The following is a 25,652-nucleotide window of genomic DNA, read 5'->3' as shown; positions in this document are numbered from 1 at the left end:
GCGGGGAATTGGCTGCGCGGCATTTGAGGTGGGAGTCTTGGAGATACGCACGGTCCCGGGCTTCCGCTGCCAGCAGCCGACTCTTGATCACATCTTGCAAGGATGCTGGAGAGCGCGGCGGGCCGTGCCTGCCCTACGGCCCTGTCCGTTGCGAAAAGCTCACTCTTGTTCACATCTTGCAAGGCTGTAGGGCGGGCACGGCCCGCCGGCTCTTGCCGCACTGTTCGATCGGTGTGCGACGAAGGGCCCTAGCGGGGTGGGCGAGTTCGGCAGGGCGGCGGGCGCCCTGCGGTCAGGCTTGCATTCAAAGGATGACCTGAGGGCCAGACTGGGGTAGATTCAACAACATACAGGGGCAAGATCGAGTCGTTTATGTCATCTCAATCGCAACCATCGCTCACGGGACTGTCCGGCATAGCGCGCCGATTGGTGTCTGATGGAATCATGGCCGAAGAAGTGGTCCGCCAGGCCATGCTGGACAGCAGTCAGAAAAAGGCTTCGTTAGGCACCTGGTTGCTGGACAAAAACCTGGTCGACGGCGCCGAACTGACGCGGGTTTCTTCCATCGAATTCGGCATGCCGATGATGGACGTGGCATCACTGAACCCGGCCACGATGCCGTTGGACCTGATCAGTGAAGCGCTGATCACCAAGCATCAGGCGTTGCCCTTGTTCCGCCGCGGCAAGCGCTTGTATGTGGGCATTGCCGACCCGATGCAGTCGCACGCGCTGGACGAGATCAAGTTCAACTCCAACTGCATGGTCGAGCCCATCCTGGTGGAGCGCGCCTCGCTGCAGAAGGTGATCGAAGGCCTGCTCAACAATATGCGCAACACCATGCCGGACATGGGTGGTGGCGACTTCGACGAGCTCGATATCGAAGCGGGCGATGACGAGGCCGAGTCGAGCAGCGGCGTCGATGCCACCGGAACCGACGACGCGCCGGTGGTGAAGTTCGTCAACAAGGTGCTGGTCGACGCGATCCGTCGCGGTGCCTCGGATATTCACTTCGAGCCGTTTGAGACCCAGTACCGCGTGCGTGTACGCCTGGATGGCATCCTCAGCACGGTGGCCAACCCACCGATGAAGATGGCCAACCGCATCTCCTCGCGCATCAAGGTGATGTCGCAGTTGGACATCGCCGAGAAGCGCGTGCCGCAGGATGGCCGCATCAAGCTCAACCTGTCCAAGACCCGCGCGGTCGACTTCCGCGTCAGCGTGCTGCCGACGCTGTTCGGCGAAAAGATCGTGATGCGTATTCTGGACGGCTCCTCGGCCAAGATCGGCATCGAGAAGCTGGGCTACGAGCCGGACCAGCAGAAGCTCTATGTGGACGCGATCCACAAGCCCTACGGCCTGGTGCTGGTCACCGGCCCGACCGGCTCCGGCAAAACGGTGTCGCTGTACACCGGCCTCAACATGCTCAACACGCCGGAGCGCAACATCTCCACGGTGGAGGACCCGGTCGAAATTCGCGTCGAAGGGATCAATCAGGTCCAGCAGAACGTCAAGCGCGGCATGACCTTCGCCAGCGCACTGCGCTCGTTCCTGCGCCAGGATCCGGACGTGATCATGGTCGGCGAAATCCGCGATCTGGAAACCGCCGAGATTGCCATCAAGGCCGCGCAAACCGGCCACATGGTGCTGTCCACCCTGCACACCAACGACGCGGCGCAGACGGTTTCGCGCCTGATGAACATGGGCATCGCGCCCTACAACATCACCTCGTCGGTCAGCCTGATCATTGCCCAGCGTCTGGCGCGACGCCTGCACGACTGCAAAAAAGTGTCGGACCTGCCGCCGCAAGTGCTGTTGGCGGCCGGCTTCAGCCAGGCCGACGTCGATGCCGGCATGACCGTCTACGAGGCGGTCGGCTGCGACGGCTGCAACGATGGCTACAAGGGCCGCGTGGGCATTTATCAGGTCATGCCGATGCTGGAAGAAATCCAGAGAATCATCCTGGAAGGCGGCAACACCATGCAGATTGCCGCAGCGGCCAAGGCTGCCGGGGTGAATGACTTGCGCGCCTCAGCCTTGCTGAAGGTCAAGCAAGGTCTGACCAGCCTGATCGAGATTGACCGTGTCACCAAGGAATAAGTTTGCGAATGCGACCGCCGTTGCACTGAAGTTGCGTCCGGCGCCACGGTTTGGCGTCGGTAAAATGACATAAGCTTGTCCAATACCTTGGTTGCCGCCCGCGGGGACGGCGCCAGGACTGGACCACTGGGGGAAGATGCGCATGGCCACGGCTACCGCAACGAATATCGACAAGGCACGGGCGCTCGGCGCTCAACGCAGCGAAGTCAGCAAGCTGACCACGTATGAGTGGGTGGCGCTGGACAAGCGCGGCAAGCGCATGAAAGGCGACATGCCGGCGAAGAATGCCTCACTGGTAAAGGCGGAACTACGCCGCCAGGGCATGAACCCGCAAACGGTGCGCGAGCGTTCCAAACCGCTGTTCGGCAGCACCGGAAGCACGGTGAAACCGGGTGACGTGGCCATTTTCAGCCGCCAGATCGCCACCATGATGGCCTCCGGCGTACCCATGGTGCAGTCCTTCGACATCATTGCGGACGGCCAGAAGAACCCCCGTTTCAAGAATATCCTGCTGGATGTAAAGCAGAACATCGAAGGCGGCGCCTCGCTGCATGAAGCGCTTGGCCGCTACCCCGTGCAGTTCGATGAGCTCTACTGCAACCTGGTACACGCTGGCGAAGCCTCCGGTGTGCTGGATACGGTGCTGGACACCGTAGCCACGTACAAGGAACGCACCGAGGCGATCAAGAAGAAGATCAAAAAAGCGCTGTTCTACCCGATGATGGTGTTGGCCGTGGTGTTCCTGGTCATGCTGATCATGCTGCTGTTCGTGGTGCCGGTGTTCACCAAAACCTTCCAGGATGCCGGTGCCGACCTGCCCGCACCGACCCAGGTGTTGGTGAGCATGTCGGAGTTCATGCAGAGCTACTGGTGGCTGGTGATCGGCATCATCATCGGCAGCATCACCGCGATCATCATGGCCAAGAAGCGTTCGCTGAAGTTCGCCCACTTCCTCGACCGGCTGTCACTGAAAATGCCGGTGATGGGCAATATCATACGCAACTCCGCCATTGCCCGTTTTTCACGCACGCTGGGCGTCACTTTCCGCGCCGGCGTGCCACTGGTCGAGGCGCTGGACGCCGTGGCCGGTGCCACCGGCAGCATCGTTTATGGTGACGCCGTGCGGCAGATGCGTGACGACATTTCGGTCGGCCATCAGCTGCAACTGGCGATGAAGCAGACCGGACTGTTCCCGAACATGGTGGTGCAGATGACCGCCATCGGTGAAGAATCCGGTGCACTGGACAACATGCTGTTCAAGGTCGCCGAGTTCTACGAAGAAGAAGTGGAGAACGCGGTCGATACCCTGTCGACCCTGCTCGAGCCGATCATCATGGTCGTGCTCGGCGGTATCGTCGGCGGCATGGTGGTGGCGCTGTACTTGCCGATCTTCAAACTCGCCGGCACGGTCTGACACGCACCTCAGCTACAGCGCAGAAGCCCGCGGGCAGTGCCCGCCCTACCGTGGCGAAATGCTTCGCAGGGCGGGTACTGCCCGCCCTGCTCCTGCGGGTAACCCAAGCCGAGAGGCTCTGAACACAAGGCTGACGCATGCCCGAACTTCCCTTCGCCGTCTGGATCGCCCTGGCCGCCGTACTGGGTCTGCTGGTGGGCAGCTTCCTCAACGTGGTGATCTTGCGCCTGCCCGAACGCATGGCCGCCGCATGGCGACGCGAAGCGCGCGATGTACTGGAAATTCATGCCGACGCAGAGCCCTTGCCGCCCGGCATCGTGCGCGAACCCTCGCACTGCCCGCATTGCAAACATCCATTATCAGCGCTGGACAACATCCCGCTGCTTGGCTGGCTGCTGCTGGGCGGACGCTGCCGTTACTGCAAAACCGCCATCTCGATCCAGTATCCGCTGGTCGAACTGCTCAGCGGCGTGCTGAGCGCTGTGATCGTGTGGAAATTCGGACCCACCTGGACCGGGCTGGCCGGGCTGGGTTTCACCTGGACCTTGATTGCGCTTTCCGGCATCGATTTCCGTACCCAGTTACTGCCTGACCAGTTGACCTTCCCGCTGCTGTGGCTGGGTTTGCTGTTGTCGCTGCTGCCGATGTTCATCGATGCACCCACGGCGATCCTCGCCGCCGCCATCGGCTATCTGAGCCTGTGGAGCGTGTATTGGGCATTCAAACTGCTCACCGGCAAGGAGGGCATGGGCCACGGCGACTTCAAACTGCTGGCGGCACTGGGCGCATGGATGGGGCCCATCGCGATCTTGCCGATCGTGCTGCTGTCATCGCTGATCGGCGCCGTGGTGGGCGGCAGTCTGATTGCACTACGCAAGCATGAGCGTGACATCCCGATGCCCTTCGGGCCGTTCATCGCCGCTGCCGGCTGGGTCTGGTTTGTCGCCGGGCCGAATTTGCTGGATGGCTATCTGCATCTGACCGGCATGCGATGACCGCTGGGCCCGCCATGGTGATCGCCCTGACCGGCGGCATAGCGTCGGGCAAGAGTGCGGTTGCCCGACGCTTCGAGGCGCTGGGCGTGCACGTGCATGATGCCGATGTGGCGGCACGTGAGGTGATTGCACCGGGCAGCAGCGGGCTAACCGAAATCGTTGCGGCCTTTGGTGACGAGGTGTTGGATGATTCTGGTCATCTGAATCGTGCCGCCATGCGCCAGCGCGTGTTCGCCGATCCCAGCGCACGCCTGGCACTGGAAGCCATCATTCATCCGCGCGTGCGGCAATGGCTGCGCGATCGGGCACGGGCTGAGCGCGGTGCGTATTGCCTGTTGGCTCTCCCCCTGTTGGCCGAGAACAGGGATCACTACCGCTGGGTTGATCGCATTCTGGTGGTCGACGCGCCGGCAGCCACGCAACTTGCACGACTGGTGGCCCGCGACGGGATCGACGACAGCCTGGCCCGGCGCATGCTTGCACAACAGGCCACCCGCGCCGATCGCCTGGCCATCGCCGACGACGTGATCGATAACAGTGGCGACGAAGCATTACTCGATCAGGCTGTCGCCGAACTTCACCAGCGCTATCTGGCGCTCGCCAGCTGCGACACGTAGGAGCGCACCCTGTGCGCGATGCCCGTCGATTACAAAAGAGCATCGCGCACCGGGTGCGCTGCTACTGCGACCAGAATTCGCGGCTGCCGGCAACACCTTGGGCGCTGTTGCGCCGAGCCTCGGCGATGTCCGACGGAGCAAGGCCACCCAATGCATATACGGGCAGCGCCGCCGCTTCCGCCAATACATGAAAGGCCTGCCAACCCAGTGGCAAAGTCTGCAGATGACTGGGCGTAGCGGCAACCGGTGCCAACGTCGCAAAATCGACCGCCAGCAGTTCGGCTCGTGCGAGGCTGGGGGCGTCGTGGCAACTGACGCCGACCAGTTGCGCCAACGGCAACGGTCGTTCGGAAAGCGCTACCAGTTCCCGACTGTTCAGCTGCACGCCGATGCCCAGCCGTTGTGCGCCTTCAATGTCACCATCGAGCAGCAGTTGCGAGCCGTGCCGTTGGGCTATGGGCAACAAGGCAGCGGCCAACTCGCGAACCTGTTCGCGCGGCCACAGCGGTAAATGAAGTTGCACCAGTTGTGCACTGTGCTGAATGGCGTGACCGATCCGCTCGAACCAGATGCCGACCTGCGCCGGCGGCACCTGGGCCGGCGTGATGGCGTAGCGCGATGGCAGGCGCAAGGCCTGCAGAATCGCGCGGTCACCACGGGTGAGAATGGACGGATCGATTTGCTCGGGCAACACCCACTGCAGGGCCTGCCCTTCCAGCGATTGCGGCTGGCCTTCCCACTGCTCGCTGGTCCAGGTGTCGAGCAGCAACTCGCGATCGGGGTAATGGCATGGCACGCGAATCAGCGGATCGGCGCGCAGCAAGGTGACGCCAATTTCTTCGCGCAATTCGCGGGCCAGTCCATCCATCGGAGTTTCTCCCGGCTCAAGCTTGCCTCCGGGGAATTCCCACATCCCTGCCAGGTGCTTGCCAACGGGTCTCTGCGCCAGCAGCACGCGACCCAAGGCATCAAACAGCGTGGCGGCCATGACATGCATGACCGACTTGACCTCGACCGGCATTAACGTCAGGCGTTGCGCAGGTATTCAACCATGTCGAAGTCGTAGGCGTGGTTGGCATCGGCCTTGTGGTGCACGCGCGAAACCTCGGTCCAGTCGGTGAAATGCACCCCAGGGAAGAACGTGTCCGCGCCATCGATCGCCGCACTGACCCAGGTGAGGTACATTCGGCGCGCGCGCGGCAACGCCTCGCTGAATACCATCCCGCCACCAATCACCATCAACCCGGTGTTATCGCAACGCGCCTGCGCTTCTTCGACCGAGCGCACGGTGATCTGCCCCTCAAACGGTGCCTCATGGCGACGACTGAGCACCATGTTGACCCGATCGGGCAGCGCACGGCCGATCGACAATGCGGTGTTGTAGCCCATCAGGATGTTCTTGCCGGTAGTCAGCTGCTTGAACCAGCGAAGATCGTCGGGCAAGTGCCAGGGCAACTGCCCTTTGCGGCCAATCGCGAGGTTTTCATCAAGTGCGGCAATCAGCGAAATGGCCATGGAAAGTCCTTGCGAGGTTTGATTACGGGGCGCGGCCCGCACCGACGGGAGCGGCCGCTTATTGCCATGCATCTTAGCAAACCGGACCGACACCGGATCAGCAGTGCCGGCGGAGCAGATCCGCCGAACAGCCTCGCCCTGCCGTTAAACCGCCACCGCCGCCTTGATCGCCGGGTGCGACTGATAACCCTCGATCGCGATGTCTTCGTAACGGAAATCGAAAATCGACTGCACCTCACGATTGAGCCGAAGCTGCGGCAAGGGCAGCTCGTTGCGGCTCAATTGCAGCCGAGCCTGATCCAGATGGTTGTTGTACAAATGTGCATCACCGAGCGTGTGCACGAAGTCGCCCACTCCTAGCCCGCAAACCTGGGCGACCATGTGGGTGAGCAACGCGTAACTGGCGATGTTGAACGGTATGCCAAGAAAGATGTCGCCCGAACGCTGGTACAACTGGCAGCTGAGTTTTCCATCGGCCACGTAGAACTGGAACATCGTGTGGCATGGCAGCAACGCCATCTTCGGCAGCTCGCCGACGTTCCAGGCGTTGACGATCAGCCGTCGCGAATCCGGATTGCGCCGGATTTCGTCGATTACCCATGCGATCTGATCGACCACGCCACCATCCGCCGTGCGCCAGGCTCGCCATTGCTCGCCATACACCGGGCCAAGGTCGCCGTTCTCGTCGGCCCACTCATCCCAGATGCGCACGCCATGTTCTTTCAGGTAACCGATATTGGTTTCCCCGCGCAGGAACCAGATCAGCTCATGCACGATCGACTTCAGGTGCAGCTTCTTGGTGGTGACCAGCGGAAAGCCCTGACTCAGGTCGAACCGCATTTGCCAGCCGAACACGCTGCGCGTGCCGGTGCCGGTGCGATCGGTCTTTTCGGTGCCGTGGTCGAGAACGTGGCGAAGCAGATCAAGGTAAGCGCGCATCCGCCAAGTATAGGTAGGAGCGCACCCGCGCGCGATGTTCTTCGCTTTGCCGAGCATACGATGCTCCGCCATCCCCTCATCGTGGTACGAGCGCGGCGGGCACTGCCCGCCCTGCGGCTTGCAGATCAGCTGGCCAGTGGCAAGGTCGGCGCACGCCGCGACATCACGATCAGCACCAGCCCGACCGCGATCAGCGGCAATGACTGCATTTGCCCCATGGTCACCCACGAGGTGCCGAACAGGTAGCCCAACTGGGCATCGGGTACCCGCACGAACTCCACCGCGAACCGGAAGCAGCCATACAGCAGCGCGAACAAGCCGGAAATCAGGTAGCGCGGACGCGGCTTCAGTGACACCAGCCACAGCACCACGAACATCACCACGCCTTCCAGAAACATCTCGTAGAGCTGCGACGGATGCCGCGGCAGCCGGTCGGGTGCACTCGGAAAGATCATCGCCCACGAAACATCGCTGGGCTTGCCCCACAACTCGCCATTGATGAAATTGCCCAATCGCCCCAGCCCCAGGCCGATCGGCACCAGCGGCGCCACGAAGTCGATGGTGTCGAAAACGTGCAGCTTCTGCCTGCGCGACCACCACCAGCCAGCCACCAGCACGCCCAGCAGGCCACCGTGAAAACTCATGCCGCCATCCCACACTTTGAATAGCGTGAGCGGCGCGGTCCAGATCCAGTCGATGTCGGCGTAGAACAGCATGTACCAGATGCGCCCGCCAAGAATCACCCCCAGCATGCCGTAGAACAGCAGGTCGCCCAGCGCATCACGCGTCACCGGCAGGCGGCCACGGCGGCGTCGATATTCGCCCAGCACGGCCACAAAGAAGAAGCCCAGCAGATACATCAGCCCATACCAGTGCACCTGGATCGGGCCAAGATGAAATGCCACGGGGTTGATGTCGACGACGTAGGGCTGGGACATGGCGACCAGGGGGGCGGAAAAAGTCCGATTGTAGCGGGACACTGCCGCAAGCGATGATCAGCAGGGCTTTCGGCCGGGCTTTGACAGGAAATAGAATCAAGCCTGTCGTCCTGGCGGGGAATCTGGCCGCAAGTTTTTGCTTGACCTTCTTCAAGGATGTCCGCGTTCAGCTCGACCGCCCAGGCTCCAGGCGATCGCACCGGTTTCATGGAGCTTCAGGGGGATTTGATGACGTTTCGTTTTGCGCGGACCTTGCTGTCCGCAGCCTGCCTGCTGTTGCCTGCCGCCATCCTGGCGGCCGACCGGATTCCCGTGGAAGACTTTGTGCACCATGCACAATTGTCCATGCCGACGCTTTCGCCCGACGGCAAGCATCTTGCCGTCAACATGACCTTTGCCGACGGCTCCTCGCACGCGCTGGCTGTCTACGATGTCAGTGACATGAGCAGACCGGTCAGCCTGCTGCGCCTGCCAAAATATGAACTCGCCATCGGCATTGTCTGGGCAAGCAATACCCGGCTGGTGGTGGACAAGGGCAGGCAGGTCGGCTCGATCGACCAACCCGCCGCGACGGGTGAAGTGATCGCCACCGATTTCGACGGCAAGAACCAGGACTATCTCTACGGGCCCGAGACCAGATTCAGCTCGCGTGCCGGTACGCGCGGTACCGACCGGGGCTGGGGGTTCGCGGACGGCGCGCCCACACCGTCCAACGGTCACTTCTACCTGACCACCTACAGTTGGGACAGCAACGACTACAGCACGCTGTACGACGTCGATACCAGCAAGAACTCTCGACGCCTGGTCGGCCAGATCAAGGTGCCCGGGATGCAGTTCATGATCGGCGCAGATGGCAAGGCGCATTACGCCTATGGTCAGACCGACGACTGGGAATACGTGGTTTACCGCCAGCAGGGCAATAGCTGGATGAAGATGAGCGCCGCTGAAACCGGCAGCAGTTTCACTCCGCTTTTTCTCACGCCGGACCGGCAGCATATTTATGCCCGCCATGCTGTTGATGGCGATCCCGATAGATTGATCGTGCAGGATGAAAATGGTGGCAACCGCAAGGTTCTCGCCAGTGACAGTTTCGGCAGCATCGGCACGATCGAGGACACCCCGTATCCGTACCAGCCATTTGCCACCACGCTGGCCACCGGCGTGCCGCAGTTCACCTATATCGACGCGAACTCCGCGCCAGCCAAACTGCATCGGGCGCTCAGTCTGAAATTTCCCGGCAGCCATGTTCACTTCATCGACTTCAGCGAGAACGGCGGCACGTTGCTGTTCTCGGTCAGCAGCGACCGCAATCCCGGCAGCTACTTCCTGATCGACACGACGAATTACAAAGTGACCAAGTTGTTCGACTCCCAGCCATTGATCGATCCGGCAAAGATGGCCGAACGGCGCCCGCTGCGCTTCAAGGCCAGCAATGGCACGGAGCTGGAAGCGATCCTGACGATTCCAACGGGGGCCAACCTGACGAAGTTGCCGATGGTGCTGGTACCCCACGGCGGCCCGATCAACGTGGCGGATCACTGGGGTTTCGATGACGATGCCCAGTTCCTCGCCAGTCGTGGTTATCTCGTTCTGCAGGTCAACTACCGTGGCTCCAGTGGCCGTGGCGGGAACTTCAAGGCAGCCGGCTACCACCAATGGGGTACCGGAATTCAGCAGGACCTGATTGATGCAGTGAAATGGGCCATCGCCGAAAACTACGCCGATCCACAGCGCATCTGCATCTATGGCGCAAGTTTCGGCGGCTACTCGGCAATGATGGCGCCGATTCGGGCGCCTGGCATGTTCAAATGCGCCGTCGGCTATGCGGGAATCTATGACATGGGCATGCGTTACACCAAGGGCGACACGCAGGAAAGCAAGGCAGGTCGCAACGCTTTGCGCATCCAGATGGGTGACGATCCAGCCGAACTGGCCGCCAACTCGCCGGTAAATCTGGCCAGCAAAATCGACCTGCCGGTGTTCCTGATTCATGGTGAAGATGACCAGCGCGCACCGTTCGCCCAGGCCAAGGCCATGCGGGCCGCGCTCGACGCCGCGCACAAGCCGTACGAATGGATGAGCAAGCCAGGTGAGGGCCACGGGTTCTACAGCGAAGAAAACAATATCGAGCGCTACAACAAATTGCAGGCCTTCCTGAAAAAGTACATCGGCCCGGGCGTGCCGGTCGCACCCTAACCCATGAATGGAAGTGACCGCATTGCAGCAGGAGAAGTGGTGACCATGAAGGGACTTTTTAGGCCACTCTTCCAGGTCATGCTGTGCTTGATGGCAACGATGGCGGTTCACGCTGCGGAGCTTCCGTACCAGGATTTCACGCGACACTCGTCGCTGGCCAACCCGGTCATTTCACCTGATGGCAAGCATCTCGCCGTTTCGATCCACAACGATGACGGCAGCTATCAACTCGGCGTGCTTTCACTGCCGGAGCTGAACCCGGTGAGCCGTCTGAACATGGCGGCGCGAACCCTGCCAGTGGATATCACCTGGGTAAGCAACACCCGCCTGGTGATGGACGTGGGTGAAGAGGCCGGCACGCTGGTTGCACCGGAAGACACCGGCGAAGTCGTGGCCGTCGACTTCGATGGCTCGCACAAACGAGTGCTGTACAGCTGGCGCGTGCGGGACACCCGCGGCGCCAACATGAATATTCTGGGCATGGTGCGCGGCGCCGGCTTCATCGCCGGCACGCCACACCCGCTCAACGGTCACGTTTACATCAACGTCAGCCCGTTCCGCGTCCACGCCAGCACGGGTGCGCGCGACTTCGGCCGAACCCTGCTCTACGACGTCGAAACCAGCAGCGGCCACCCCCGCCTGGTCGGACAGATCGAGCAAACCAACATGACGTTCGTGCTGCACGATGACGTGGCCCGCTTTGCCTATGGCAGCAGCCAGGACGACCCCTACAGGACCGACGTCTACAGCCGCGACAATGCCGACGACGCATGGCGGCGGCTACCTGCCAGCATCACCGGCAAGCGTTTCGTACCGTTGCGCATCAGCACCGACGGCAAGCAGGTCTATGCGCTTTACAGCGCCAGTGGCGGTCCTGATCAACTGGTCATCAGCAACCTCGACGGCAGCGCCCGCAAGCTGCTGGCCAGCGATGACTTCTCGTCCGTGGCGGAGGTGCTGTGGACGCCTTATCCGTACCGGCCGTACGGCGTGGTCTTCAACACCGGCAAGCCACGCATCACGTACCTGGACGACAGCATCTACACCCAGGTCAGCCAGGCACTGACGGAAAAATTCCCCGATGAATTTCTCACCGTCACCAGCACCAGCCAGGATGGCATGCAACTGATCATCGGCGCGCAGAGCGACCGTGACCCCGGCACATATGCCTTGTTCGACCGCCGCACGATGAACCTGCAGCCGCTGTTCCGCAGCCTGCCGTGGATTGATCCACAACAAATGTTGCCGCGCAAACCGATCCGGTTCACGACCAGCGACGGCATCACGCTGACCGGCTTTCTAACCATGCCGGCGGGCAGCGCACGCAAGCCGGTGCCGCTGGTCTTGATCCCGCATGGCGGCCCGATCGGGGTGGCTGATTCCTGGCTTTACGATCCGTGGGCACAGTTTCTGGCCAATCGCGGCTATGCCGTGTTGCAGGTCAACTACCGCGGCTCGGGCGGGCGTGGCACGCTGTTTGAGCACGCGGGTTACAAGCAATTTGGCACCGGCATCCAGCAGGATTTGATCGATGGCGTGAAGTGGGCGATCGGGCAAGGCTACGCCGATGCGCAACGGGTGTGCATCTTTGGCGCCAGCTTCGGCGGCTACTCCGCGCTGATGGCACCGATCCGTGCGCCGGGCATGTTCAAGTGCGCGGTGGACTACGCTGGCGTCTCCGACTATGCCATCGAACTGAACCACGCTGACATCAGTCGCTCCGCCAGCGGACGCAACTATTTTGCCCAGGCGATCGGCACGGACGACGCATCGATACGCGCCGTTTCGCCGATCGATCACCTGGATAAATTCAGCATCCCGGTGCTGATCATTCATGGCAAGGACGACGCCCTGGTGCCCTACCAGAACGCCACAGATTTGCGCTCCGCACTGGACAAGGCGGGCAAGCCCTACGAATGGCTGGTGCGCGACAATGAACAACACGGCTTCTACAGCGAGGCGAACCAGCTGGCTTTCTACCAGTCGCTGCAGGCATTTCTGGATAAATACATCGGCAAGGATGCGCACTGACGAAGGACAACCCTGGGCATCGACGCATCGCACTACCCGACGCTCTCGGTCGTCCCTGACGCCGAGGAAGAACTGACCCGGTCAAGCCCATGAATCACGAGAAGGCAATGGATCAAGCAACCGATCAGCAAGACCTGTCCCCACCACGGCACACCTTCGCGTGTGCAGCGTGCGGGGATCTTGCGCGGCTTCCTTCCATGAGGGGCTTGGGAATTTTCTGCAGCAGGTTCGCGCGATGAGTGGTCATACGCAATTCAAGGGAAGTCCGCCGAAAACATGTGACTGGGGGGCGCCGCCAGCCCTCGGGTCGCCGCAAGGGGAAAGGTAATGCACCGCAAGCTTCTTGCCATCGCTGTTTGTGCTTCGCTGCCGTGGCTGGCGGCGACTGCGCACGCGCAAGCCCAGCAGGACAGCGCGAAACACGACGCCGCAACAACCGATAAGGACACTGCGGCGAAACCGGTCGACCGACTGCAAGCCATCCAGGTGACCGGATCGCTGATTCCAAAAAGCCAGATCGACACGGCTACACCCGTCACCCAGATCACGTCCGATGAAATGAAGCGCAAGGGCTTCAAGAATGTCGCTGATGCGCTGCGTTCGCTACCGCAGGCCAATGGCTCGGTACTGGATAACCAGTACACCAACAGTTTCACCACAGCAGCTTCAACCATCAGCCTGTTCGGCCTCGATCCCGGGTTCACACTGATCCTGGTAGACGGCCATCCGCTCGCTGACTACCCGCTGCTGTACAACGGCAGCGACAATATTGTCGACCTGTCGACCATTCCGATGGCGATGGTTGATCACATTGATATCGTGCCTGGCAACCAGTCCGCCATTTACGGATCAAGTGCGATTGCCGGCGTGGTCAATATCATCCTGAAGCAAAAGGTCGAAGGCCATGTTCTCAACCTTCGCGGTGGCGGCTACTCCGAAGGCGGCGGCGGCAACCAGCGCGTGCAGTTGGTGGGCGGCGAGAGCCTGGGCAAGCTGACCGCCACTTACGCGTTCGAGTTTTCCAACCAGCGCCCGATCTATCGCTTCCAGCGCAACTTCATGGATTCCACGGCCGACAACCCGACCCTGGCGCCAGGCGCCACGGCCTACCCGTCGTTGAACTACTGGCGCCTGGACGGCCTGACCAATCACTACATCGATCCGGGCAAGGCCAATTGCGACAAGGTGGCCGATCAATACAACGGCACGGTCGAGTACGCCACACGGCCAGGTGCCCAATACGGCAACTGGTGCGGCAGCCAGTCGACCAACAGCTACGGCACGGTGCTCAACAAGGCAAGGAACTACAGCGGTTACGTCAGCCTGAAATATTCACTGGACAACCACACCCAGTTGTATGGGGACCTGCTGTACAGCAAGAACCGAACCGACTACACGAACGGCTTCAGCTCGTTCTTCTGGAGCACCGGCCTGTACGTACCGAAGTACATCTGGAACACCAACGGCAACGATTTCGAGCAACTGCAGCGCGTCTTCACTCCCGAGGAAGTGGGTACGGCCGCCGACAAGACCTTGCAGCAGTCGAGCTACAGTGGCTCGGTCGGCGTCCGCGGCACCTTCGGTGACTCCGACTGGGCTTATGACGCCTACTTCCACCGCTCGGCCTACCAAACAGACGTCCGTTACCTGCGCCCGCTTGCCGGCAAGGTCGAGAACTATTTTCTCGGCGATCAGCTCGGCCAGGACCCGCTCAACTACAGCGTGCCGGCGTACAACGTTCGACTGGACCGTTTCTACTCGCAGATTCCGCTGAGCGACATTCTGGGATTCAGTGACTACGTCACCAGTCAATCGCGCACCTGGCGGCAGGATCTGAATCTGCAGATCACCAACACGGACCTGTTCGAATTACCGGCCGGCTCGGTGGGCTTTGCCGCCGCCGTGGACAGCGGCAAGCAGTTCTGGAATCAGCCGATCGATCCGCGGGTTCTCGCCGGCGAGTTCTGGGGCACCGGCGGCACCCAGGGACGCGGCAGCCGCAACAACAACGGGGCGGCGATGGAGCTCAACGTTCCGCTGTTCCGCATGCTTACCGCAAGCCTGGCAGGTCGCTACGACAAGTACCGCTACGCCGGCAACAGCGATGGCAGGGCGACGTGGAAGGCGGGCCTGGAATTCCGTCCCTTCGCTAGCCTGCTGATTCGCGGCAACTACGCTACCGCCTATCGCGCACCCGAGATGTCCTACGTATTTGCCGGACAGAGCCGCAGCTTCAGCTCGGTCTATGACTACTACCAGTGTCGCAAGAACTATGGCGACGACGTGATCGCCAGCGACAACTGCGATGGCAAGTACAGTTCGGTACAGATCAACGGCAGCAGTTCCGGCAACCCTCAGCTCAAGAGCATTACCGCGCGCTCGTGGGGCTTCGGCATGGTCTGGTCACCGACGGCCGACTTCAATGCGCATATCGACTATGCACGCATTCCGATCCGCAACGAAATCGCCACGCGTAGCTATGACGGCATCCTGTCGCTCGAGGCAAGCTGTCGCCTTGGCCACACGGTCAACGGCGCGTTGGTCGATGGCAACTCCGCACAGTGCCTGGAAATCAACAGCCTCATCACGCGCGAACCCGCCACTGATCCGTTCAATCCGGAGGGGCTGAGCAAGGTCGTCACCTATCCGATCAACATTTCCTCGGAAGTGGTGGCCAACATCACCGCCGGCGCGCGCTGGCGCATCGACGCCGGACGTATCGGTAATTTCGTGCTCGACGCTGACTACTACCGCGCACTGAAACATACCTACCGGATGTTCCCGGAAGACGCCGAAACCGACGTGCTGGCAAGCCGCGACTGGGGCTTCGGTACCGAGTTCCACCACATTGCCAGCGGCAGCGTTACCTGGAATGCCGGCAGAGTCAGCACGACACTTTATGGCCGGCGTTACGCGCCGACCTGGTCCTACGACGGCAGCCGTCAGGTGGGACCGTGGATCACCTACAACGCCAGCGTGAACTTCGAGGTCAGGAACAACGTCACGCTGTCGCTGATCTCCAACAACCTGCTGGACAAGCATCCGCCACGGGACACCACGTTTGGCGCCTACCCCTACTATGACCAGTTCAATTACAACGGTTACGGCCGCACCGTCATGGCCGAGCTGAACTGGAAGATCGACTGACGATGTGCAAGGTGAAAGGGCCAGCATGAGCTGGCCTTTTCGCTTCATCGCCTGGCTGAAAAAGTGCGCCGCAGTGGACTGATGCCTGCCGAGGACTTCACCCCAGCAACCGCGGCCCCAGAATCAGCGTCCAACTCAGTGCCACCAGCACCAGCAAAACGAACACCGCCGCCGAGCCCATGTCCTTGGCGCGGCCGGCCAACTCGTGGAACTCCGGGCTGACCTTGTCGACCACCGCCTCGATCGCGGAGTTCAGCAGTTCCGCCGACAGCACCAGCAGCGGCGCGAGGATCAGCGCAAACTTTTCCATCCCGCCCTGACCCAGCCACAAGCCCAGTGGAACCATCACGATCGCAAGGCTGGCTTCCAGTCGAAACGACGCCTCATGCTTCCAGCCGGCACGCAAGCCCTTCATGGACCAGCGAAACGCGTTCCAGACCTGCCTCGGCCCACGAAAACCTTCGGCAGCCATCAGCGCTGCCCTCGTCCGGCCCATGGCCGTCGCTGCGGCAAGATCAAACCTGCGATGGACACGTTGTTGGTACTCCCGAGAGCTGGTGATTTCAGACCACGATGATGCCACAAGGACGCCGTTTCATATGCGCTGCGGCGCGCCCAAGCATTGTTCGCACGTCGCTGTCATGTCGCAGTGCAGCTACACCGTACCGACGAATGCGTTACGCTTCGACGGTTGTGGTTCGTTCAGAATCACATGCCGCAGGCACGTGCAAGCACGTCGCCATGGTCTGAAACCCGCACGGAAAATCTATGGCAATCCAGAACCCGCCCGTCTCGCAGACAAAGTCATTCAGTACCGTCTTCCTGATCGAAATGTGGGAGCGCTTCGGCTTCTACGGCATGCAGGTGTTGATGGTCACCTACATGGTGAAGAAGCTCGGCTTTGTCGACAGCAAGGCGAACCTGATCTGGGGCGCCGCCGCGGCGCTGATTTACGCAACGCCAGCCATTGGTGGCTGGGTGGGCGACAAGCTGATCGGCACCCGCCGCACCATGATGATCGGCGCCATGGTGCTGACCCTCGGTTACGCGATGTTGTGGATTCCCACCAACAACGCCTACTTCCTGTACATCGCACTCGGCGTAATCATCGTGGGCAACGGCTTCTTCAAGCCGAACGCCGGCAATCTGGTGCGCAAGATCTACGAGGGTGACGACACCAAGATCGACAGCGCATTCACGATCTACTACATGGCGGTGAACATCGGCTCGACCATCTCGATGCTGCTGACGCCGTGGATTCGTGACTACGTGGGCGCAAAGTACGGCGATGCATGGGGCTGGCATACCGCGTTCGGTGTTTGCGCGATTGGCCTTGTGCTTGGTCTGATCAACTACTCACTGATGTATCGCACCCTGCAGCACATCGGCTCGCCGGCTGACGATGAGCGGGTCGACGTCAAGAAACTCGGCCTGGTATTTCTGGCCGCGATCGGCATGGTCTTCGTTTCGGCTTTCATCCTGCAGAACGAAGGCGTCGCGCGTGTCTGCGTCTATGCCGCTGGCGTGGTCATTCTGGGTATCTTCATCCACCTCATCCGCAGCAGCCAGCAGCATGAACGCGCCGGTCTGGTCGCCGCTTTGGTTCTGGTCGCGCAGACGATCTTCTTCTTCATCTTCTACCAGCAGATGTCGACCTCGCTGAATCTGTTCGCCCAGCGTAACGTCGACCTCTCGTTCAACCTGTTCGGCATGCATTTGTTCGACTGGATTCCCGAGCAGTTTCAGTCGCTCAACGCGATCTGGATCGTGCTGCTGAGCCCGGTGTTGGTGCTGATCTACAACACCATGGGCAAGGTCGGCAAGAATCCGTCGGTGGCCGCCAAGTTCGCCTGGGGCTTCGCTGCCGTGGCGCTCGGCTTCTTCATCTATGGAGTCGGCGCGCGCTTTGCCGTCAACGGTCAGGTCTCGTCGTGGATCATGGTGTGGGGTTACGGCCTGTACTCGTTGGGCGAACTGCTGGTCAGCGGGCTGGGCCTGGCGATGATCGCGCGCTACGTGCCGGCCCGCATGGGCGGTTTCATGATGGGCGCCTACTTCGTGGCCTCGGGTATCTCGCAGTATCTCGGCAGCGTGGTGGCGAACTTCGCCAGCATCCCGACCGACATCAAGGACCCGCTGGTGTCGTTGCCGATCTACACCGCGTTGTTCAACAAGCTCGGTTTTGCCGGCGTGGGCTGCACGATCATCGCCATCGCGATGCTGCCGTTGATGAGCAAGCTGTCCGCCAGCCACTCCGACGCAGCGACCAACAACAACCCGCTACCGCCGGTGCACAGCGAAGAATTCAACACGCCGTCGTGATCCATCGATACCCTCCGCGCGTTGCGTGGCGGGTATCGCAAGTTCGCAGCAAGCCAGGAAAATCTGCATGCCTCATCGGTCCGCCCAACGTATCGGCCCGTTCGCGCTGACGCGCACGCTGGCCTGGCTGCGCATCTGTGCCATCGCCGGGCAGAGTGCCGCGGTACTGGTGTGTGCCTGGTGGATGCATTTGAATGTACCGCTGCTGCCGCTGCTGCTCGGCATCGGTGTTCTCGCCGTGTTCTCGGTGTTCGCTGCGTGGCGACTGACCCAAGCCTGGCCGCTGGGTGAGTGGGAAGCGGTCGGCCACATCGCGTTTGATACCGTAGTGCTTGGTTACTTGCTGTATTTCACTGGCGGCGCCAGCAATCCCTTCATCACCTTGCTGCTGGTGCCGATCGCGCTGAGTGCCGCGGCACTGTCGGCGCGTTCGGTGCTCATCGTATTCGCGCTGGCGGGCATCGCCTACGTGGTGCTGCTGTATTCGCACATGCCATTGCCCACGCCCATGCATGAAATGCCTACCAGCCGCTTCTCGCTGCACGTGGCGGGCATGGGCGTGAACTTCCTGATCATGGCGCTGCTGCTGAGCTTCTTCATCAGTCGGCTGGCCCACGTCTTGCGCCTGCAGCAGCAGGAAGTACAACGCGTGCGGGAACGCGCGCTGCGCGACGAGGGCATCCTGGCGATTGCCACCCAGGCTGCCGGTGCGGCGCACGAGCTCAATACACCGCTATCGACCATGCGCGTGCTGTTGCCCGAACTGCGTCGCGAACATGCTGGCGAAGCAACGCTGGCGGAGGATCTGGCCTTGCTGGAAGGCCAGGTCGATCGCTGCAGCACGATCCTTCGCGAGATGGTCGCCTTCGGCAAGGCGCAACTGTCACAAGAGCCGGAGCGACTGACGCTGGAGCAGTTCATCCATGGTTGCCTGGAGCGCTTCCAGTTACTGCGGCCGGAAGCCGACCTGACCGTATCGCTCGACCCCGACCTGGCACGTACCGTCCTGCGTACGCCACCGGGGCTGCGCCATGCGTTGATCAACCTGCTGAACAATGCCGTCGACGCCTCGGCGACTCATCAATCCGATGTGGTCGAACTGGACGTTTCACGTGAAGGACCGTGGCTGCAACTGGCGGTACGTGACCATGGCCCCGGTTTCGACAACGACGACGAGATCACCGCGCTTGGCCACTCTCAGAAGCAGACCGGACTGGGCATCGGTCTGGCGCTGGCTGAGGCCACCGCCGAACGGCTCAACGGTGAGCTGATTGCCGGCAATACCAGCCACGGCGCCGAGGTGTGCCTGCGCCTGCCGCTGGCGGTAATCGCCGAAAAATAGCTCGCCGGACGTGCAAGTCGAGCCGCTTCCGGCAAGAATGGGCGCTTGATCCACCTTTGGAATCACCCGATGAGCGAGCTGCCCCAGGCCACCACGACACGTCCTTTGCTGCTGGTCGACGACGACGCCACCTTCCTGCGTGTGCTGGCACGCGCGCTCAGTTCGCGCGGCTTCGAGGTGCTCACCGCCAGCAACTTCGACGAGGCGCGTGCGCTGACGCGCCGGCACAACCCGCGCTACTGCGTGGTCGACCTGAAGCTGGGCGAGGAGAACGGCCTGCGCCTGATTCCCGAATTGCACACTTTGGTGCCCGATCTGCGCGTGCTGCTGCTGACCGGCTATGCCTCGATTGCCACCGCGGTGGAAGCGATCAAGCGCGGCGCGCATGACTATCTGGCAAAACCAGTCGATGCGGATGCCGTGGTGCGTGCACTACTCGACGGCGACAACGACCCCGACGAGCACGAGTTACCCGATACCCCCGAACAGCCGCTGGCGTTGCGCCGACTGGAATGGGAGCACATCCAGCGCGTGCTCACCGAATGCGATGGCAACATCTCCGAGACCGCCCGCCGGCTCGGCATGCATCGTCGCACCCTGCAGCGCAAATTGAGCAAGCACCCGGTCCGTGAACGTCCCGACCGGGAAGACTGAGCCGCCGCAGGGCGGGCACGGCCCGCCGTTTCTTTCGCCGGCATTGCAAGAGCTGGCGGGTGGTACTCGTCGCTTTTGCGGGTGATGGACAACGAGCTGGCGGGCAGTGCCCGCCCTACGCTCACATGCCGGCACCTTTTACCGTGCATGCGCGTCTCATGGGCAAGCTGCTGCGACAACGCGCCATCTGTTGCGCGTAAAGCAAAGGCCTATCCTTGCAACCCTAGACCGCCATCCAGAGTAACGCTTGAACACCGTCCCGCTAGGTCTTTGCGCGCTTGCCGTTGCGCTTGCCGCCGGCCCGTCACTGGCCACCGATCCCGTTCTGCAAACCACCACCCTCACGCCGATCTCGGTGCACGCCAGCGACACCATGGTGAGCGAGACGCCCAGCGTGCAGATCCGCGTAAAGCGCGAACAACTGCGGGAGCAAAATGTCACCGAAAGCGCCGATGCGTTGAAGTACGCACCAAACATGATGGTGCGCAAGCGTTATATCGGTGACCCGAACGCGGTGATCAGCGGTCGCAACGCCGGCACGCTGCAGAGCGCGCGCAGCTTGGTCTATGCCGACGGCCTGCTGCTCTCCAACCTGATGACCAATGGCTACGACGGTGCCCCGCGTTGGGGCATGGTGTCACCGCAGGAAATCGGTGCGGTCGACATCATGTATGGACCCTACTCTGCGTTGTATCCGGGCAACTCGCTGGGCACCACGGTGATGATCCATACCGTGCTGCCGCAGCAACTGACCGCCAGCGCAAGCACCCAGTTCTTCAGTCAGGATTACCACGACGCGTATGGCGCCGGCGGCCATTACAACGGCCATCAGGCATCCGCCACGCTGGGCAACAAGCAAGGACGCTTCAGCTGGTTGCTCGAATACAGCCGACTGGACAACCACGGTCAACCGATGCAATACGCCACGGCAAAAGCTGGCGGCAATCCTGCGCTGGCCGTGCCGGTGACCGGCGCCATCGCCGACCAGAATCCCAACGGCAGCCCGCGGCTGGTCTATGGCGCCAACAGCATCGAACACACGGTGCAGGATCAAGCCAAGCTGAAAGTCGGCGTCGATCTCACCGACCATGTCGCCGCACTGTTCACCGTCGGCTGGTGGGATAACCGCGCCGAGGATTTCACCCGCAGCCTGATCCGCGATGGCAGCGGCAACCTGGTCAACGGCGGCGTGATCAGTGCCGCGGGACAAACCTGGACCTTGCCCGCCAGCGGGCTCGCGCCCTCTTCGGCCAGCGACACGCAGATGTTGTACGGCATCGAATTGAACGGCCATCTCGATGGCGGCTGGCGCTGGACCGCGGTAGCCAGCCACTACGATTTCCTGCATTCGCTGGCCAACACCGCCAGCCTGGCCGAACCCGCCAAGCCCAGCAACGGTCCCGGCACGATCGCCAACAAAGCCGGTTCCGGCTGGGACACTCTCGACTTGCGCAGCTCCGGTCCGCTCGGCGACCAGCAGATGTTGTATGCCGGCCTGCATGCCGACCGCTACGTACTGGACAGCCAGGTGCGCAACGCCAGCCAGTGGCTAGGTAATGCCGACGGCGCCTTGGTCAGCGCGTTCGGCGGCCGCACCCAGACCCGCGCACTGTACCTGCAGGATGTATGGAGCTTCGCCGATGCCTGGGCGCTCACCGTGGGTGGTCGACTGGAGCAATGGCGCGCCTACGACGGCCTGCGCGGCAATGCCACAAATACGCTGCGCTATGCCGATCGCCAGCGTACCGATTTCTCCCCCAAGGCCGCGCTGAGTTGGGACTTCGCTGACGACTGGGAGCTGCGGCTGGCGCATGGCAAGGCCGTGCGCTACCCGACCGTTACCGAGCTGTTCCAGGGCAGCCTGTCGGCCAACGCGATCGTCAACAACAACCCGAACCTCAAGCCCGAGATCGACGAATCCAGCGACCTCACGCTCAACCATCATCTGCAGAACGGCCACTGGCGCGTCTCGCTGTACCAGGACCGCATCGCCAACGCGCTGTACTCGCAAACCGACATCACCGTGACGCCCACCGTCACCAGCGTGCAGAATATCGACCGCATGCGCAGCCGTGGCATTGAGGGCGAAATCGGCCTGACCAACCTGTGGCTCGATGGCCTCGATGTGCAGGCAAGCATCGCGTTCAACAACGCCAGGACGCTCAACGACAGCCAATATCCACTGGCCAACGGCAAGGTCTTTCCGCGCATTCCAAAAGTTCGCGCCAGCATCTTTGCCGACTACCGTTTCGCCCCACAGTGGGATGCGTCGCTCGGCATCCGCCACTCGGGCCGCCAGTACGGCTCGCTGGACAATAGCGATTACGTGAACAGCTACGGCGCCGTCAGCCGCTTCACCGTCACCGATGCCAGGCTGCGCTGGCAGTTTGCTCCGGGCTGGTCCGCCGCGCTCGGTGTCGACAACCTGACCAACGAACACTACTGGGTCTACCATCCCTACGCCGGTCGTACCTGGTTTGGCGAACTGCGCTGGGAAATGTAATACCTGACGCCGATCCGCTCCCGCGTGGCGAGAGAGCAGCGAGGCCGGGATTTCGAGGAATGTATATGCGTCGCCTGTTGATCATCCTGTTCTGTCTGCTGCCACTGACCGTGTTCGCCCACGAAGGCATGCACATGGACATGCCCAAAGGCCCCGAGCTTGGCGCCAGCGCCGCGTTCGACAGCCATGGCCGGCTGTATGTGGTGGATGCCGCTGATGGCCACGTACGCCTGCGCCATTCCGACGACGACGGTCGCACGCTGAGTGCGCCGATCGAACTCAACGCCACCGCGGAACGCATCTACGACGAAGGCGAGAACCGCCCGAAGATCGCGCTCGGTCCGCACGATGAGATCTACGTCAGCTGGTCGCAGCCGCGTGCCGCGCCGTGGACCGGCTTCGTGCGTTTCGCCCGCTCGACCGATGGCGGCGCCCATTTCAGCGCACCGCTGACGGTGCAACACGACCGCGCCGAAATCACCCACCGCTTCGATGCACTTGCCGTCGATGGCAGTGGGCGCATCGTGATCGCCTGGATCGACAAGCGCGACCTGATCGCCGCCACCGCTGCCGGCAAGCCCTACCTCGGCGCCGCGGTGTATTACAGCTGGTCGGACGACGGCGGCGTCACCTTTGTGCCCGAACACAAACTGGTCGACCAGAGCTGCGAATGTTGCCGGATCGAACTGGCACGCATGCCCGATGGCCAGATTGCCGCCTTTTTTCGCGGTATCTACGGCGACAACATCCGCGACCATGCGTTCGCCGTGCTGCGTACGGACGGCCAACCCAGCCAGGTAGCGCGCGCCACTTTCAGCGACTGGCATATCGCCGGCTGCCCGCATCACGGCCCCGACCTGGCGATCGGCAGCGACGGCGTCCGCCACGCGGTTTGGTACGACGCGAACAGCGCACCGACGATCCACTACGGCCAACTCGATCCCGGCCACCCGCCGCAGCATGCAAACACGATTGCCAACGCGGGCGCCAGCCATGCGGATGTCGCCGTGCATGAGCATACCGTCTGGGTCGTGTGGAACCAGGTCAACGCGGATGGCTATGCGCTGATGCTGCGCCGTTCGGACGACAACGGCGCGCACTTCGCTGCCGCCCGCGAGATCGCGCGCAGCAGCGGCTCGGTGGGTTCGCCGCAATTGCTGAAAAAGTCGGGGCATGCGTTCGTGGCGTGGAATACCGCACAGGGCTTCCGCCTGATCGAGCTTGCACGATGAAACGCCTGCTGCTCGCCTTCGCGTTGCTACTCCCGGCGATGGCCTGTGCCGGCTCGTTGCAACCACTCGCCGCTGGCGATATTGCCGCGCTGGTCAAACCACCGACGCACGGCGAACGGATCATCGCGCTGTGGGCACTCGACTGCGCATATTGCGAGCCCAACCTGCAAGCACTGGCCAACCTGCAACGCCAACATCCCAATCAGATCGAACTGGTGATCGTCACCACCGACAGCATCGATCAGGCGACGGCGATCGAGTCACGCCTGCGCGGTATGCAGATGGACGGCTATGCAAACCGCGCCTATGCCGAAGCCTCGCCGGAACACATCAACTTCCTGCTCGATCCGAACTGGGGCGGCGAGACGCCGCGCGCACTGGTGATCCGCGCTGATGGAAGTCGGCTGGGCATCAGCGGGGCGCTGACGCCGGCCCAGTTGCGCAAGCTGCTGCAGGGCGGGGCTTGCCCGCCGCCAGCACAACCGCACGAGCCGGCGGGCAACGCCCGCCCTACGCCCGGTCGTGTGTGAGCGCACCCTGTGCGCGATGCCTTTCGGCCACATGACGGAGCGCATCGCGCACAGGGTGCGCTGCTACATGATGGGCCCGCTTTCTAGGGTTGTTCGACGCTGTCGGCTGGCGCCGGCTCGGGAATCTCGGTGGTGCCATCGTCTTCGTCGCCGTAAATCGCCACATGCGGTAGGCCATCCGCGCTGATCCAGCCGCGATACATGCCATCGGTGTTGAACGGAATCGAAATGTGGCCCTGCGCATCCAGCGCAATTGCGCCGCCATTGCCGCCCATCGATGGAATGTCCTGGTTGATCACTTCGGCCGCCGCGCGCTTCAGTGGAATACGCATCTGGGTCGCCTTCATGCAGATCGCGTGCGCGGCCACCGTGCGGATGTAGAACTCGCCCCAACCGGTGGCTGAGACTGCACAGCCGGAATTTGCGTAGGTGCCGGCGCCGATGATCGGTGAATCGCCGATCCTGCCCCAACGCTTGTCCGTCATCCCACCCGTCGACGTACCTGCGGCCAGATGACCTTCTGCGTCCAGTGCCACCGCCCCCACCGTGCCGAAATGCTTTGCGGTTTCCTCATCCGCATGCGGCTTGTTCGCGGCATCTTCCTTCAACGCCTTCTGCAGCTGCTGCCAGCGCGCGTCGGTGCGGAAGTAGGACGGATCGACTAGCGGCATGCCGATGCTCTGGGCAAACTCCTCGGCACCGGCACCGGAAAGCATCACGTACGACGACTGCTCCATCACCGCTCGCGCCAGCAGGATCGGGTTCTTGACCCGCTGCACGCCGGCCACGGAGCCGGCACGCAGCGTATAGCCGTCCATGATCGCCGCATCCAGTTCGTTATGGCCGTCGTGAGTGAACACTGCACCCTTGCCAGCATTGAAGTTCGGATCGTCCTCCAGCACGACAAGCGCCGCGCTGACCGCGTCCAGCGCACTCTTGCCCGACTTGAGTTCGCGGTAGCCGTTGTTCAACGCCAGCGTCATCGCCGTGCGCACCGCCAGCTCTTTCGCCGGCGTCATATCGTGCTTGATCACGCCGGCACCGGCGTGGATCACCAGTACCGGTGTAACGGCGGCGTGGCTCGTGGCGGTGATTCCGGAGATTGCAAACGCAGCAAGCAGATAACGCAACTTCAAGACACTCTCCCGATCGGTGACCGGGCGAGTATAGCCATCCTTTG

General features: G+C 62.1%; 19 protein-coding genes. 13 read left to right on the top strand and 6 right to left on the bottom strand.

Features of this window, described 5'->3' with window-relative positions:
• Positions 1-372 precede the first annotated feature (372 nt).
• From pilB to coaE, 4 genes are all read left to right on the top strand, one after another.
• Complete coding sequence (pilB, locus tag PY254_RS06570; RefSeq protein WP_281014676.1) at positions 373-2,097, top strand: type IV-A pilus assembly ATPase PilB; 1,725 nt, start codon at positions 373-375, stop codon at positions 2,095-2,097.
• Between the two features lie 142 nt (positions 2,098-2,239).
• Entirely contained in the window at positions 2,240-3,511 is a 1,272-nt protein-coding gene (locus PY254_RS06565; protein WP_281014675.1) for a type II secretion system F family protein, read from the top strand.
• Between the two features lie 137 nt (positions 3,512-3,648).
• Positions 3,649-4,506, top strand: coding sequence for a prepilin peptidase (locus PY254_RS06560; protein WP_281014674.1), 858 nt, complete (start codon positions 3,649-3,651; stop codon positions 4,504-4,506).
• The gene (gene coaE / locus PY254_RS06555) at positions 4,503-5,123 is read left to right on the top strand and encodes a dephospho-CoA kinase (RefSeq protein WP_281014673.1); all 621 of its coding nucleotides are present in this window, start codon (positions 4,503-4,505) and stop codon (positions 5,121-5,123) included. Before PY254_RS06560 ends, coaE begins: the two co-directional genes overlap by 4 nt.
• 61 nt (positions 5,124-5,184) lie before the next feature.
• Here the strand turns inward: coaE and PY254_RS06550 are convergent, their stop codons facing one another.
• The 4 genes from PY254_RS06550 to lgt all read right to left on the bottom strand — a co-directional run bounded on the left by PY254_RS06550 (position 5,185) and on the right by lgt (position 8,515).
• Complete coding sequence (locus tag PY254_RS06550; protein WP_281014672.1) at positions 5,185-6,120, bottom strand: Nudix family hydrolase; 936 nt, start codon at positions 6,118-6,120, stop codon at positions 5,185-5,187.
• 29 nt (positions 6,121-6,149) lie between these two features.
• Positions 6,150-6,638 (bottom strand): dihydrofolate reductase, encoded by a 489-nt coding sequence (locus tag PY254_RS06545; RefSeq protein ID WP_281014671.1) that lies wholly within the window; start codon positions 6,636-6,638, stop codon positions 6,150-6,152.
• Between the two features lie 144 nt (positions 6,639-6,782).
• Entirely contained in the window at positions 6,783-7,577 is a 795-nt protein-coding gene (locus PY254_RS06540) for a thymidylate synthase (RefSeq protein ID WP_281014670.1), read from the bottom strand.
• A gap of 125 nt (positions 7,578-7,702) precedes the next feature.
• On the bottom strand, positions 7,703-8,515 hold the full coding sequence (gene lgt / locus PY254_RS06535; protein ID WP_281014669.1) for a prolipoprotein diacylglyceryl transferase: 813 nt from the start codon (positions 8,513-8,515) through the stop codon (positions 7,703-7,705).
• A 228-nt stretch (positions 8,516-8,743) separates the two neighbouring features.
• On the opposite strand from lgt, the gene PY254_RS06530 reads away from it, so the two are divergent.
• The 3 genes from PY254_RS06530 to PY254_RS06520 all read left to right on the top strand — a co-directional run bounded on the left by PY254_RS06530 (position 8,744) and on the right by PY254_RS06520 (position 15,889).
• On the top strand, positions 8,744-10,711 hold the full coding sequence (locus PY254_RS06530) for an alpha/beta hydrolase family protein (RefSeq protein WP_281014668.1): 1,968 nt from the start codon (positions 8,744-8,746) through the stop codon (positions 10,709-10,711).
• Positions 10,712-10,756: 45 nt separating this feature from the next.
• Positions 10,757-12,742, top strand: a complete 1,986-nt coding sequence (locus PY254_RS06525) for an alpha/beta hydrolase family protein (RefSeq protein ID WP_281014667.1) — start codon at positions 10,757-10,759, stop codon at positions 12,740-12,742.
• A 327-nt stretch (positions 12,743-13,069) separates the two neighbouring features.
• Positions 13,070-15,889, top strand: a complete 2,820-nt coding sequence (locus PY254_RS06520; protein WP_281014666.1) for a TonB-dependent receptor domain-containing protein — start codon at positions 13,070-13,072, stop codon at positions 15,887-15,889.
• A 97-nt stretch (positions 15,890-15,986) separates the two neighbouring features.
• Here PY254_RS06520 and PY254_RS06515 read toward each other — a convergent pair whose 3' ends face one another.
• Entirely contained in the window at positions 15,987-16,361 is a 375-nt protein-coding gene (locus PY254_RS06515; protein WP_281014665.1) for a diacylglycerol kinase, read from the bottom strand.
• A 296-nt stretch (positions 16,362-16,657) separates the two neighbouring features.
• Here PY254_RS06515 and PY254_RS06510 point away from each other — a divergent pair, with 296 nt between their 5' ends.
• The 6 genes from PY254_RS06510 (at position 16,658) to PY254_RS06485 (ending at position 24,472) form a co-directional block, all read left to right on the top strand.
• Positions 16,658-18,211 carry a peptide MFS transporter gene (locus tag PY254_RS06510; protein ID WP_281014664.1) on the top strand — a complete coding sequence of 518 codons (1,554 nt, stop codon included), beginning with the start codon at positions 16,658-16,660 and terminating at the stop codon, positions 18,209-18,211.
• A 67-nt stretch (positions 18,212-18,278) separates the two neighbouring features.
• Positions 18,279-19,553 carry an ATP-binding protein gene (locus PY254_RS06505; protein ID WP_281014663.1) on the top strand — a complete coding sequence of 425 codons (1,275 nt, stop codon included), beginning with the start codon at positions 18,279-18,281 and terminating at the stop codon, positions 19,551-19,553.
• A 69-nt stretch (positions 19,554-19,622) separates the two neighbouring features.
• Complete coding sequence (locus PY254_RS06500) at positions 19,623-20,207, top strand: response regulator transcription factor (RefSeq protein WP_281014662.1); 585 nt, start codon at positions 19,623-19,625, stop codon at positions 20,205-20,207.
• A 247-nt stretch (positions 20,208-20,454) separates the two neighbouring features.
• Positions 20,455-22,710 carry a TonB-dependent receptor gene (locus PY254_RS06495; protein WP_281014661.1) on the top strand — a complete coding sequence of 752 codons (2,256 nt, stop codon included), beginning with the start codon at positions 20,455-20,457 and terminating at the stop codon, positions 22,708-22,710.
• 65 nt (positions 22,711-22,775) lie between these two features.
• On the top strand, positions 22,776-23,942 hold the full coding sequence (locus PY254_RS06490; protein WP_281014660.1) for a sialidase family protein: 1,167 nt from the start codon (positions 22,776-22,778) through the stop codon (positions 23,940-23,942).
• Positions 23,939-24,472 (top strand): hypothetical protein, encoded by a 534-nt coding sequence (locus tag PY254_RS06485; protein ID WP_281014659.1) that lies wholly within the window; start codon positions 23,939-23,941, stop codon positions 24,470-24,472. Before PY254_RS06490 ends, PY254_RS06485 begins: the two co-directional genes overlap by 4 nt.
• Positions 24,473-24,555: 83 nt before the next feature.
• On the opposite strand, the gene PY254_RS06480 is transcribed toward PY254_RS06485, so the two are convergent.
• Positions 24,556-25,602, bottom strand: a complete 1,047-nt coding sequence (locus PY254_RS06480) for an isoaspartyl peptidase/L-asparaginase family protein (protein WP_281015172.1) — start codon at positions 25,600-25,602, stop codon at positions 24,556-24,558.
• Positions 25,603-25,652: the final 50 nt, after the last annotated feature.

It is taken from the genome of Rhodanobacter sp. AS-Z3 (assembly GCF_029224025.1).
In the GTDB taxonomy this organism is placed as follows: domain Bacteria; phylum Pseudomonadota; class Gammaproteobacteria; order Xanthomonadales; family Rhodanobacteraceae; genus Rhodanobacter.
Note: the sequence above shows the minus strand (reverse complement) of the source record. Positions and strands in the feature narration are given on the sequence as shown.